At 47.1% G+C, this 13800-nt stretch carries 8 protein-coding genes, 1 tRNA gene and 1 rRNA gene; 9 read left to right on the top strand and 1 reads right to left on the bottom strand.

The genetic code is table 11. From position 1 onward, the window contains the following. Positions 1 to 69 precede the first annotated feature (69 nt). The 7 genes from rfbC (at position 70) to ligA (ending at position 9690) form a co-directional block, all read left to right on the top strand. Entirely contained in the window at positions 70 to 618 is a 549-nt protein-coding gene (gene rfbC, locus NKT06_RS28185; protein WP_091036460.1) for a dTDP-4-dehydrorhamnose 3,5-epimerase, read from the top strand. A gap of 54 nt (positions 619 to 672) precedes the next feature. Beyond that, entirely contained in the window at positions 673 to 1698 is a 1026-nt protein-coding gene (gene rfbB, locus NKT06_RS28180; RefSeq protein WP_253441204.1) for a dTDP-glucose 4,6-dehydratase, read from the top strand. Then, positions 1695 to 2564 (top strand): dTDP-4-dehydrorhamnose reductase, encoded by an 870-nt coding sequence (gene rfbD / locus NKT06_RS28175; protein ID WP_253441202.1) that lies wholly within the window; start codon positions 1695 to 1697, stop codon positions 2562 to 2564. Before rfbB ends, rfbD begins: the two co-directional genes overlap by 4 nt. Before the next feature lie 147 nt (positions 2565 to 2711). Next, a complete protein-coding gene (locus NKT06_RS28170) occupies positions 2712 to 3587 on the top strand; it encodes a phosphatidylinositol-specific phospholipase C/glycerophosphodiester phosphodiesterase family protein (protein WP_253441200.1) in 876 nt (291 codons plus the stop codon). Between the two features lie 178 nt (positions 3588 to 3765). Beyond that, on the top strand, positions 3766 to 4461 hold the full coding sequence (gene pcrB / locus NKT06_RS28165) for a heptaprenylglyceryl phosphate synthase (protein ID WP_253441198.1): 696 nt from the start codon (positions 3766 to 3768) through the stop codon (positions 4459 to 4461). A gap of 636 nt (positions 4462 to 5097) precedes the next feature. Then, a complete protein-coding gene (gene pcrA / locus NKT06_RS28160) occupies positions 5098 to 7452 on the top strand; it encodes a DNA helicase PcrA (protein ID WP_253441196.1) in 2355 nt (784 codons plus the stop codon). 216 nt (positions 7453 to 7668) lie between these two features. Next, positions 7669 to 9690 carry an NAD-dependent DNA ligase LigA gene (gene ligA, locus NKT06_RS28155; RefSeq protein WP_253441194.1) on the top strand — a complete coding sequence of 674 codons (2022 nt, stop codon included), beginning with the start codon at positions 7669 to 7671 and terminating at the stop codon, positions 9688 to 9690. A gap of 127 nt (positions 9691 to 9817) precedes the next feature. Here the strand turns inward: ligA and NKT06_RS28150 are convergent, their stop codons facing one another. Continuing rightward, positions 9818 to 11191 (bottom strand): molybdopterin-dependent oxidoreductase, encoded by a 1374-nt coding sequence (locus NKT06_RS28150; RefSeq protein WP_253441193.1) that lies wholly within the window; start codon positions 11189 to 11191, stop codon positions 9818 to 9820. A gap of 715 nt (positions 11192 to 11906) precedes the next feature. On the opposite strand from NKT06_RS28150, the gene NKT06_RS28145 reads away from it, so the two are divergent. Then, positions 11907 to 13458 (top strand): 16S ribosomal RNA (locus NKT06_RS28145). Positions 13459 to 13566: 108 nt separating this feature from the next. After that, a tRNA-Ala gene (locus NKT06_RS28140) sits at positions 13567 to 13642 on the top strand. The last annotated feature ends 158 nt before the right edge of the window (positions 13643 to 13800 follow it).

Below are 13800 nucleotides of genomic sequence, written 5' to 3'. Positions count from 1 at the left end.
ATGCCCGACACTTTACATATACATAGTCAATATGAAGAAATGATGTCAACAGCAAAACGGAGGGATGTCATGAAGGTACTTCCGCTGTTTATGGATGGTGCTGCCATCTTGGAACCCAAGGTTTATGGTGATCACCGTGGATATTTTATGGAGAGTTATAATGAGCAGGTTCTGCATGAACAGGGGATACAGCACGTCTTTATTCAGGACAATCAATCCTTGTCGGCTGAAGCAGGTGTTCTGCGTGGGCTTCATTACCAGCTTCAGCCCAAAGCACAGACTAAATTGGTGAGGGTTATATCAGGGGCTATATATGATGTGATCGTGGATGTCCGCACGTCATCCCCCACTTTTGGCCAATGGAAAAGTGTCATTCTAAGTGAGTACAACCAGCGGCAACTGCTTGTTCCTCAAGGATTTGCTCATGGATTCTGTACCTTGGTGCCTCATTCCCAGGTAACTTATAAGGTAGACGCCTATTATTCACCTGAACATGACCGTGGAATTCTGTGGAACGATCCGGCGCTCGCCATTGATTGGCCTGTGACGAAACCTATATTATCGGAGAAGGATCAGAAGCATCCTTTATTGAAAGATGCTGAACTGAACTTCGACTAATTAATCAGACTTTTCAGATACTTCTGTATCTGGAGGCAGAGGGAGAGAGACAGCATGAAACTACTGGTTACGGGTGGGGCCGGATTTATCGGCAGCAACTTTGTGCTATATATGCTTCGTGAACATCCGAGTTATGAGATTATCAATGTGGATGCATTAACGTATGCGGGGAACTTGGAGAACTTGCATACGGTAGAGTCCAATCCCCGATATACCTTCATCCAAGCAGATATTGCAGATGTACAGCAGATGGAAGCTGTTTTTTCCCAAGGCATCGATGTGGTTGTGAATTTCGCTGCCGAGTCTCATGTGGATCGAAGTATTCTGTCCCCGGATATCTTTGTGCGTACCAATGTGATGGGTACTCAGGTTCTATTGGATGCGGCAAAGAAATATCAAGTCACCAAATTTGTTCAGGTATCGACAGATGAGGTATATGGATCACTAGGTGCAACAGGTTTATTTACTGAAGATACCCCTCTGATGCCTAACAGTCCTTACTCTGCAAGTAAAGCTGGCGGGGATCTGCTCGTAAGAGCCTATCATGAAACGTTTGGACTGCCTGTAAATATTACACGTTGCTCTAATAACTACGGGCCTTTTCAATTCCCGGAGAAACTGATTCCGCTGATTATATCCCGTGCATTGAATGATGAAGCCATCCCGGTATATGGTGACGGGCTCAATATTCGTGACTGGCTTTATGTCGAAGATCACTGCAGTGCGATTGATCTGGTGATTCATAATGGACAATCTGGAGAAGTATACAACATTGGTGGTAATAATGAACGTACTAATATATACATTGTGGAGAGCGTATTGGAGCAACTGGGTAAGCCAGCGAGTTTGATACAATATGTACAAGATCGGTTGGGACATGACCGACGTTACGGTATAGATCCTACCAAGATACGTACAGAGCTTGGCTGGCAACCTGCACACAATTTTGAGACAGGGATCAAGGAGACGATCCAATGGTATCTGAAACATCAAGATTGGTGGACGAGAATTCAAGCAGGCACATATCAGGACTATGTTCAGCTTCAGTACGGTAAACGGATGGGTGATTCATCCAAATGAACTATAGAGTTATGGTGACTGGCGCAGCGGGACAGCTGGGTTATGATGTGGTGAAGACCTTCCAAGCAGAGGGTCATCAGGTATTGGCCTGTGACAAGAACCAGATGGATATTACCGATCAACAGCAGTGCACAGATATAATTACAACGTTCCGACCGCACATCATTATTCACTGCGCTGCTTACACGGCGGTCGATCAGGCTGAGGTAGATGTAGATACAGCATACGCAATCAATGCATCAGGTACTAGAAATATTGCAGTTGCCGCCGAGAGTGTGAAAGCAAAACTGGTATATATCAGTACCGATTATGTATTTGATGGGAGCGGGACTACACCATACCGAGAATACGATGTAACGAATCCGCAGAGTGTTTATGGCAAGTCGAAGCTTGCCGGGGAACGTCTGGTTCAAAGTTTGTGTACGCAATGGTTTATCATTCGAACATCATGGGTGTTTGGCGTGCATGGCAGTAATTTTGTCAAAACCATGCTGGAACTTATGGCGAAGCGTCCACAACTGCAAGTTGTTCATGACCAACAAGGTTCGCCTACCTACACGGTGGATCTTGCACGATTCATCCATCTCCTTTCCGTAAGTGAAAAGTACGGCATCTATCATGCTTCCAATTCAGGAATTTGCACATGGTACGAGTTTGCACAGGTAATAAGAGAAGAAGCAAGTAAGCAGAGTGGGTTCGAGCCGACAGCTGAACTTACGCCATGCACAACCGATCAGTTTCCGCGTCCAGCCCCTCGTCCTGCATACTCGGTGATGGATCATCTGGCGATTCGAACGAACGATCTGGAACCTCTGAGACATTGGCGTGAGGCGCTGATTGCATTTTTGAAAGAGTTAAGTGTATAGCAAAAGGACTGAGCATCTTGATGGTCCGCGCTTTATCCTAAAAGTCTATCCACCTTTTAACAGCCGCTTTCGAGCGGCTATTTTGTTTTGCACCTCCTCAATTCGGGTAGTTAGCTAACAAAAAGGTACTGAGGATGTGAATGTGATATGAAACGCATTGCTGCCGTGTTAATACTACTGATCGTTACCGTGGGCACACTCTTTTTCGCCTATGAAAGCGAGAGTGAGGAACAACGGGACGGATTTACCGCCTATAGATTAATCGCCCATGCGATGGGCAGCATTCGGGATCAACCATATACCAACGCCTATGAAGCGATGATTGCCAATTACGAGAAAGGCACACGTGTATTTGAGATCGACTTTATGCTGACATCAGATCGCAAAGCCGTAGCCAGACATGAATGGACCGCAAATATGAGCAAAATGTTAGGACAAGACGAAGAACTTTCGGAGGATAAACAGGCCGGGGCGCTGACACATGATGAGTTCATGAATACACCTATTTTGGGTATGTATCAACCCATGGATGCCGATGGCATTATAGATGTACTGGCTAAATACCCGGATATGTATATCGTAACCGACACCAAGGAACAGAAGGATGAGGATATTCAGCAGGTGTTAAGATCCCTCGTGGATGCTGCAAAAGAACATGATCCCTCCGTGCTGGATCGCGTGGTTGTACAGATCTATAACGAACCCATGCTTGAAACGGTGAAAGAAGTCTATGCATTCCCTTCCATTATCTATACGTTATATGCCACACAGGATACAGAAGATCAGGTTGTTGATTTTGTGCAAAAGAATGATATTGATGCCGTGACTATGCCGGAATATAAAGTAAACCAGAATTTCGTCACCAAGCTGAATAGTGCAGGCTCAGTCACCTACGTGCATACCATCAATGACACTGAACAGGTAGCTAACTATGAGAAGTGGGGCGTGTACGGGGTGTACTCGGACGTGCTGACGGAGCAGGAACTGGATGAGATGAATACACGGTTTGCCTGGAAACCGTAAAATGTCGTAATTATAATCATTAAAAAATCAAAATCACAGGCTTTTCCCTACCAGGACCGGGAAATGTCTGTGATTTTCTGTTCCCCTTTTTATACGAACATTGACACTCACTGCCTGCTGACTTAGACTTAGTTTACAAGCTTTCTAGGATGCAGAAGAACCTCTGGAGGAATGTTCGTTGATAGACATGATTAAGCAGTGGAGACACGTATTTAAGCTTGACCCGGATCGGGAGATTACAGACGAAGAACTCGATCTGGTCTGCATGTCGGGGACCGATGCAATTATCGTCGGTGGATCTTCCGGAATTACTTATGATAACACGGTAGACCTGATGTCCCGTGTGCGTCGTTATGAGTTGCCCTGTGTGCTTGAAGTATCCGATCTGGAGGCTGTAGTTCCCGGGTTTGACGGATATCTCATCCCGATGGTCCTGAATGCAACGGACAGCAAATGGATGATTGGGCACCACCAGCAGGCCATAGAGCGTTACGGTTATCTAATCCCATGGGATCTGCTGATTGCCGAGGGTTATATTGTGCTTAATGCAAACTCCACGGTAGCGCGGTTGACCGGTGCAGATACGGATCTGACGACAGGAGCTGCGGTGGCATATGCCCAGGCCGCGGAGCGTCTGCTCCATCTTCCCATTGTATACATGGAGTACAGCGGAACGTTCGGAGATATGGAGCTTGTTGGGGAGACACACAGACAATTGGAGCGGGCACACCTTATCTACGGCGGCGGAATTGATGATCCGGAGAAAGCCGCGCAAGCTGCTCAGGTGGCAGATACCATCGTTGTAGGTAACATCGTGTATAGTGATCTGAACAAAGCACTTGAGACAGTGTTGGCTGTAAAAGGAACCATTTAATCGGTTTAGTTTACCATTCCCCCATTTTCCCCTTATGATCTGTTAAAATAGAACTTTGCCCTTACTAATTAAAGAAGTTATATGACCGTAATGTCGTTTACACGAGAACGAAGAGGAAAGAAGTGAGCTGGAGAAACGGAGTGCTCGTTAAAAGCTTTCTGTAAGAAAGCTAAATCCTAAGCATACTTTTATTACCCGATATTGTTCTTTTTTTACTAAGCAATTCGTATACAGGGACTATGTTTACACAGAAACGGAGAGTACAAAAGCAATCTGAAGAAACGAAGTGTGCTCTCTTGTAATTTCAACTACCCCTAAATATAAGCTAAACTAATTTTTACACGAGAACGAAGAGGACAGAAATAAGCTGGAGAAGCGGAGCGTTCGCCTTTATTACCTGATTTTTACCTCTTACTAACAATTCGTATATAGGCTATGTTTACACGGAAACGGAGAGTGCAGAAGCAATCTGAAGAAACGAAGTGTTCGTATTTATCACCGGATTTTCCCTTTGATAAAGGGAATCAAAAAATCTGGGGATAACGACGATCGGAAGATGCTGCTGCAATCGAAGTCCAAGTGTAACCAATAGCTCCCTTATACCGACTAACCAACCAACGAAAGGAGCATGCATGCATGCAACCTGTAAATATACATGATGCCGTTGCACGGCTTAACACCCCTCAACGGCAAGCCGTCGAGGCGACGGATGGCCCGTTGCTAATTATGGCCGGTGCGGGCTCCGGCAAGACCCGGGTGCTGACACACCGGATTGCCTACCTCATTGCAACACGGAAAGCACCCCCGTGGGGCATTTTAGCGATTACCTTTACGAATAAAGCCGCTCGTGAGATGCAGGACCGGGTTTCCCAACTCGTAGGTGGCTCCCAGGGCCGCGACATTTGGGTATCCACATTCCACTCCATGTGTGTGCGTATTTTGCGCCGTGATATTGAACGTATTGGCTTTACTTCCAACTTCAGTATTTTGGACTCATCGGACCAATTATCTGTTATTCGCAGCTGTATGAAAGACCAGAATATAGACACAAAGAAATTTGAACCCAAAGCAGTTCAGTCGATGATGAGTACAGCCAAGAATGAACTGATTAGTCCGGAGCAATATGAGAAGCAAGCAGGGGACTATTTCGAGGGTATTGTAGCCAAAATATATAAGATGTATCAGAAACGGTTAAGAGCCAACAACTCACTCGATTTCGATGATCTTATTATGCAGACTATTCAACTGTTCAAGGAAGTACCGGAAGTCCTCGACTTTTATCAAAAGAAATTCCAGTACATTCACGTGGACGAGTATCAGGATACGAACCGTGCACAGTACATGCTGTGCCGCATGCTCGCTGACAGCCACCACCGCATCTGCGTTGTAGGGGATAGTGACCAGTCGATCTATCGCTGGCGTGGAGCGGATATCAGCAATATCTTGAACTTTGAGAAAGACTACCCGGAAGCAAATACGATTTTGCTTGAGCAGAACTATCGTTCAACTTCCAATATCCTGAATGCAGCGAATGAAGTGATCGGCCTCAATACAGGGCGTAAACCGAAGAAACTGTGGACGGACAAAGAGGGTGGTTCGAAGATCAAGGTGTACCGTGCGGATTCCGAACATGATGAGGGGTATTTTGTAACCTCCGAGATTAGTAAAAATGTGAAAAACGGCAAATCCTATCAGAACCATGCCATTTTGTACCGTACCAATGCCCAGTCCCGGGTTATAGAGGAAATTTTGATCAAGTCTGATATTCCGTATCAGATTGTCGGCGGCATCAAGTTCTATGATCGTAAAGAGATCAAGGACATTCTGGCGTATCTGCGCCTGTTATCCAACCCCGACGATGATATCAGTCTTACCCGGATCATTAATGTACCGAAGCGTAGCATCGGGGATACAACAGTAGCGAAGCTGGCGGCTGCGGCAGGAGAGCGTGGAATTTCCATTTTCCGAGTACTTCAGGTCGTGGATGATCTTGGTTTTGCTGGTCGTACGCGTAATGCGCTGGTGGAGTTCTATGACATGATCGCTGCGTTGCATCAGATGGTAGAGTATCTGTCTGTAACTGAACTGACCGAGAAGATTCTTGAGATGAGCCAATATCGTCTTGAGATGCAAAATGAAAATACACTCGAATCCCGTGCACGGCTGGAGAACATTGAAGAGTTCCTGTCGGTAACGATGGAATTTGAGAAAAATAATGAAGACAAAACGCTCGTATCGTTCCTCACCGATCTTGCATTGATTGCTGACATCGACAGCATGAACGATGATGAAGAGGATCAAAGCGACGCTGTTACCCTGATGACCATGCATAGCGCCAAAGGTCTGGAGTTCCCGGTTGTCTTTATCGTGGGTATGGAGGAAGGTGTCTTCCCGCACAGCCGTGCCTTTATGGATAATGAAGAGCTGGAGGAAGAACGCCGACTTGCTTATGTGGGGATTACTCGTGCAGAAGAGCAACTTTTCCTGTCGTGTGCCCAAATGCGTACCTTGTTTGGACGTACCACGGCAAATCCACCTTCCCGCTTCCTGGACGAAATTCCGGATGAGCTGAAGGAAGACACCTCCATGGCTCGTGATCGTTACCGTCGTGGCAGTAGCGGAGGTGGCTCTTATGGTGGACGTGGACTAGGTTCCAGTGGAGGAAGTAACTTCGGTGGTGGCACCAAGCTCTTTGATCACCAAAGCAAGAGCGGGTCATCTGCTACCTCATCCACGCCAACTTCGCGTGTGACCACAAGTACTTCCCGCCCAACATACTCTACGCCATCATCTGCTTCCAAGCCTGCAGCTTCGAGTGGTGAAGCGGGATTCAAGGCGGGGGACAAAGTGCAGCATGGCAAATGGGGGACAGGCACGATTGTTGCAGTTAAAGGGACAGGGAATGATACTGAACTGCAGATTGCTTTCCCGGCTCCGGTTGGCGTGAAACGTTTGCTTGCCGGGTTTGCCCCGATTACCAAAGTAGAATAAGAACGAAACCTCCTTTTGTACGATAACGGAGAGTACAGAAACAACTTGAATAAGCAAAGCGTTCGCCTTTATCCCCGGATTTCTACCTTTTAACATGCATTAAAAGAAATCTGGGGATACCAGCGATTGAAAAGTTGTTCTGTCTATCGGAGTTTACGTGCAATAGGAGTGTTCGTTCTACATATATAGATCAAATTAACGGAGGGATGGCCCTGTATGGACCCGATGCACCGGATGGAGCAACTCGTTACCGAGCTGAACCAGCATAATTATCAGTACTACACGATGGATCAGCCACAGATCAGCGATAAGGAGTATGATCTTCTGTATGATGAACTGGTTACGCTGGAACAGGAAAGCGGCATGGTTCTGCCTGATTCTCCAACACAGCGTGTGGGCGGCGAACTGCTCAAAGGGTTTACCCCACATCGCCATTTATCTTCATTATGGAGTCTGGACAAAGCGCAGAATATTGAGCAGCTGCGCAGCTGGAATACCCGTGTACTGAAACTGATTAACGACTATAACAGTAAAAATCCCGATACACCTTTACCGGAACCAGGTTATGTCATTGAATTGAAATTTGACGGATTGACGCTGAACCTGACGTACACCAACGGTGAGTTGGTACAAGCCTCTACACGAGGGAACGGTACCGTAGGCGAAGGTATTTTGGCACAGGTGAGAACAATCAGATCTGTACCGCTCAAAATTCCTTACACAAGCGGCACGATTGAAGTACAGGGCGAAGGTATCATGAATCTGTCTGTCCTGGAGCGATACAACGAGACAGCGGCAGAACCGCTCAAGAATGCGCGGAATGCAGCAGCAGGAGCACTGCGTAACCTGAATCCAAAGGCGACGGCTGAGCGTAGACTGAATGCTTATTTCTATAACGTAGGTTATTCGGATGACATTCAGTTTGCCAATCATCAGCAGATGATGGATTTCCTGCGTGAGAACCGTTTTAAAGTGAATCCATCCATCACCTACTTCCATGAGTTTGATGATGTGATGGAACAATTGGCTGCGATTCAGGAGAACCGGGGTCAGTTAGACTATCTAATCGATGGGGCTGTTATCAAAATTACAGACATGCGTACCCGCGAGGTATTGGGTTATACCGATAAATTCCCTCGCTGGGCGGTAGCATATAAATTCGAGGCAGAAGAGACCACGACAGTTCTTAATGCTGTGGTATGGAACGTGGGCCGTACTGGCAAAGTAACTCCGCTGGCACGTGTAGAACCGGTTGAACTTGCCGGGGTAACGGTACAGAACTGTACCCTGAACAATGTTGGCGATATTGAGCGCAAAAATCTGAAGTTTGCTCTGGGCACTCGGGTCTTTATTCGCCGCTCCAATGATGTCATTCCAGAAATTCTGGGTAAAGTGACTGAGGAAAGTGATGGCGAGGAGATCGTCTTCCCTGAGCAGTGCCCAGCATGTGGATTCCCGCTCGAGCAACGTGGAGCGCACTTGTTCTGTAACAACAGACTGGCATGCAAACCGCAGACGGTGGCACGTATTTCCCATTTTGCTTCCCGTGATGCCATGGACATTGAGACATTCAGTGAGAAAACAGCGATTCAGCTCTACGATGAATTGAACGTGCGTGAGCCTGCTGATCTGTATACGTTACAGTTTGATGATCTGGTGAAGTTGGAACGGTTTGGTGAAAAGAAAGCGAACAACCTTCTCGCTGCGCTAGAGCTCAGTAAAGATCGAGACTTGGCTTCCTTCTTATACTCACTGGGTATTCCGAACACAGGTAAATCCACCACGCGCATGCTTGCGGATCATTACCGGAATCTGCACGCCATTATGAATGCAACCGTGGAAGAACTGGTTGAACTACCCGATGTGGGTGGTATTGTGGCAGAGAGCATCGTAACTTTCTTTGCAGATCCATTTACACAGGCTGCGATTGAGAAAATGCTCAACTTGGGTGTGAAAGCACAGGCACCTGAGGCGTCAGAAGTTGTTGTTGTGGAAGATTCCTTCTTTAGTGGCAAAACCGTCGTCCTGACGGGAACACTGCACCAACTGACGCGGGAAGAGGCTACGCAAAGACTGGAAGCGCTCGGAGCGAAGGTGACAGGCAGTGTGTCGAAAAAGACAGATCTGGTGATTGCCGGAGAGAAAGCAGGTAGCAAATTGACCAAAGCTCATAATCTCGGTATTCCAACGATTGAGGATGAGGACGAACTTGTACGTCTTTTGAATCCACAGGGTTAGAAGATAATCGAACAAAAAAGTTACTAATAAGAAAGCCCCCGAAGACACGGATACGTGGTCGGGGGCTTTTGCTGTTATTTGAATGATTAATACAACGAATGAACGCCACCAGTCTTAACTAAACGGATCATGATCCACTTATATTGTTAGGGATGCGCTGAGATGCGCCTGTAAGCCATGCATCCTTGTCATATCCTCGCTCTTCCCAGTAACCGATATGTTCGCTGGCGATGAGTTCAATGCGATTCAACCATTTTACTGATTTGTATGCATACATTTGAGGAATGACGAGCCGTACCGGACCGCCAAGATCAGCCGGGATGGGTTTGCCATCGTGCATGACAGCCACCATAATATCCTCCATTTGTGCTTGATCCATCGTAATCGCATCTGTATACACACCATCACCGGAATAAAACTTCACACTATGAGCTTCCGGCTTTACCCCCGCTTGTTTCAAAAGCTGTGCAAGTGAGATGCCTTCCCAGGTATTTTTATATACAGACCACCCTGTTACACAGTGGAAATCACTAACCTGTACGGTACGCGCGAGCTTCACGAACTGTTCCCAGTTCCAGACTTGTGCCCGTTCAACCAATCCATCAATTCGGAAAGACCAGTTAGCATTGGAGAAGGACGGTATAGGCGTAACCGTATATACGCGGAAATGACCTTCAGCCCCGCCTCCAATGGGAGGTGAAGAGGCAGACAGCGGTTGTGGCAAAGGAACCATACGGTTAGGATCGTTCTCCAGCATACTATCGATACTGTTATCAATCTTGAGATTTCGTCCTACCCAGGATATAAAAGTAGGTCCAAGCGTGACGGCGAGGCCAACACCTACAGCAGAACGGATGAAAGCTCGGCGTGTATACAGCGGCTGAGGTCGCTCCTCGGGTTTGAGAGAATCTCTCTCGGAACTATGATCAAATTGGGAAGAAGATATAGCAGCCGGAGTTTCTTTTTCATCCGATATTGAATCTGATGGATCAGCTGCATTTTGAGCTTGTGTTGAAGTTGTAGTGGTTTTAACCGCACGACGTGCAGGGTCCTTTAGCCACTTGGTCCGAGTTATTGAGTGATAGATGATATAAGGTAAGCCCACCCAAGTCAGCAGGTCATGGATCAGAAGTGCAGCGTTCGACCATCGAGGTCCAGCTAGCTTGAACTGCCATAACACAATACCCGAGAGTAGCCAGCCTACCAGCAGCGCAAGAACAAAGATGGTGTTCACCCTTTGCCAAGGTCTATTGCGAAGCTGCTTCCAGTGCTTTCCGGCCAAAATCAAGTAATATACCACGGGTGCCAGCATAGCTAGCCCAACGATGATATGTAGCCATTTTAACCAGACACGACCGATCCCGAGTATCTCTCGCCAAAAGCCGCCTACCAGCATAAGACCTGATATAGCAAGGATCACTACAATCCAGGCATTCCAAGCATGGATGGAAACCAACTTTTTGCCGTAACCTTTGCGTCTGTTCTTCAACCATTGTTTCAAGTGCGATCACCCCATATAGGTTAGTAATGAGTTTAACCAGAACTTTGTTATGTAATAGCCAGTTGTGAATGGAGTGCGTGTTATCTGAGTATAGATTCAGGCAGGCGAGATGCTAAACAATACTTCGTAGACTACTTATATAAGTAGAACACTTGATGGCTTAGCCTTATCCCTATATCTATATACCTTATTATAGAGTTTTTGGATCACTTTCTTCAAACCAACAGGAGGGCAGGGCTCATTATCCCCATCGGGGGCTCTAGCTGAGCTTCATCTGGATTCTTATTAATTATGAAATAGAGGTCGTATTATAGAAATAATCTGTTACATTAATATAGGGTAACCTTTAAAGGGTTCCATCTTGGCTTCAGATAAGGTGTTAATATGTCGCATATTGGCCTGAGGGCAAAGGTACCGTTAAGAAGAATTTCATGATAATAGATGGTTGATTAAAAATGCTTGCTAAATAATTCATGACATGATATATTATTTCTTGTCGCTTCAAACGAATGATTGTCATAATCATTTGAAAGGTGACGAAAACAAAGTGTTGACAGTAAGTTAGTTAACATGATACGATAAGATTCCTGTCCGGTTGACAAACGTCAACATATACGGACATACAAGTTCCTTGAAAACTGAACAAATGGATAGTAACTTTTGATTCACAATGAATCGTCAGATTCAAAATGAGCTTATCGCTCTTTTCAATACTTTATTGGAGAGTTTGATCCTGGCTCAGGACGAACGCTGGCGGCATGCCTAATACATGCAAGTCGAGCGGACTTGAAGAGAAGCTTGCTTCTCTGATGGTTAGCGGCGGACGGGTGAGTAACACGTAGGCAACCTGCCCTCAAGTTTGGGACAACTACCGGAAACGGTAGCTAATACCGAATAGTTGTTTTCTTCGCCTGAAGGGAACTGGAAAGACGGAGCAATCTGTCACTTGGGGATGGGCCTGCGGCGCATTAGCTAGTTGGTGGGGTAACGGCTCACCAAGGCGACGATGCGTAGCCGACCTGAGAGGGTGATCGGCCACACTGGGACTGAGACACGGCCCAGACTCCTACGGGAGGCAGCAGTAGGGAATCTTCCGCAATGGGCGAAAGCCTGACGGAGCAATGCCGCGTGAGTGATGAAGGTTTTCGGATCGTAAAGCTCTGTTGCCAGGGAAGAACGCTTGGGAGAGTAACTGCTCTCAAGGTGACGGTACCTGAGAAGAAAGCCCCGGCTAACTACGTGCCAGCAGCCGCGGTAATACGTAGGGGGCAAGCGTTGTCCGGAATTATTGGGCGTAAAGCGCGCGCAGGCGGTCATTTAAGTCTGGTGTTTAATCCCGGGGCTCAACCCCGGATCGCACTGGAAACTGGGTGACTTGAGTGCAGAAGAGGAGAGTGGAATTCCACGTGTAGCGGTGAAATGCGTAGATATGTGGAGGAACACCAGTGGCGAAGGCGACTCTCTGGGCTGTAACTGACGCTGAGGCGCGAAAGCGTGGGGAGCAAACAGGATTAGATACCCTGGTAGTCCACGCCGTAAACGATGAGTGCTAGGTGTTAGGGGTTTCGATACCCTTGGTGCCGAAGTTAACACATTAAGCACTCCGCCTGGGGAGTACGGTCGCAAGACTGAAACTCAAAGGAATTGACGGGGACCCGCACAAGCAGTGGAGTATGTGGTTTAATTCGAAGCAACGCGAAGAACCTTACCAGGTCTTGACATCCCTCTGACCGGTACAGAGATGTATCTTTCCTTCGGGACAGAGGAGACAGGTGGTGCATGGTTGTCGTCAGCTCGTGTCGTGAGATGTTGGGTTAAGTCCCGCAACGAGCGCAACCCTTGATCTTAGTTGCCAGCACTTCGGGTGGGCACTCTAAGGTGACTGCCGGTGACAAACCGGAGGAAGGTGGGGATGACGTCAAATCATCATGCCCCTTATGACCTGGGCTACACACGTACTACAATGGCCGGTACAACGGGCTGTGAAGCCGCGAGGTGGAACGAATCCTAAAAAGCCGGTCTCAGTTCGGATTGCAGGCTGCAACTCGCCTGCATGAAGTCGGAATTGCTAGTAATCGCGGATCAGCATGCCGCGGTGAATACGTTCCCGGGTCTTGTACACACCGCCCGTCACACCACGAGAGTTTATAACACCCGAAGTCGGTGGGGTAACCGCAAGGAGCCAGCCGCCGAAGGTGGGATAGATGATTGGGGTGAAGTCGTAACAAGGTAGCCGTATCGGAAGGTGCGGCTGGATCACCTCCTTTCTATGGAGAATCGTTTCCTGCAACGGAAACATTCAAATATGCAGGTTCATGGAATCTGCAACAGCAACACAGTTACTTATCCATTTGTTCAGTTTTGATGGAATTTGAGGGGCCATAGCTCAGCTGGGAGAGCGCCTGCCTTGCAAGCAGGAGGTCAGCGGTTCGATCCCGCTTGGCTCCACCAAACAATTTCATCTATTTGGCTTGTTCTTTGAAAACTAGATATCGAAACGAAAGTAAATGCGAATTAGAACATTCCTTTTTAGCTGAGCTTGTGTTGAACAAGTTTCAATAAAAACGGTAGATTGCATGAGCGAGTGATCGAAATGGAACGACTTTTGG

The organism is Paenibacillus sp. 1781tsa1 (assembly GCF_024159265.1).
GTDB lineage: Bacteria > Bacillota > Bacilli > Paenibacillales > Paenibacillaceae > Paenibacillus.
This window is presented reverse-complemented; position numbering and strand designations above follow the sequence as displayed.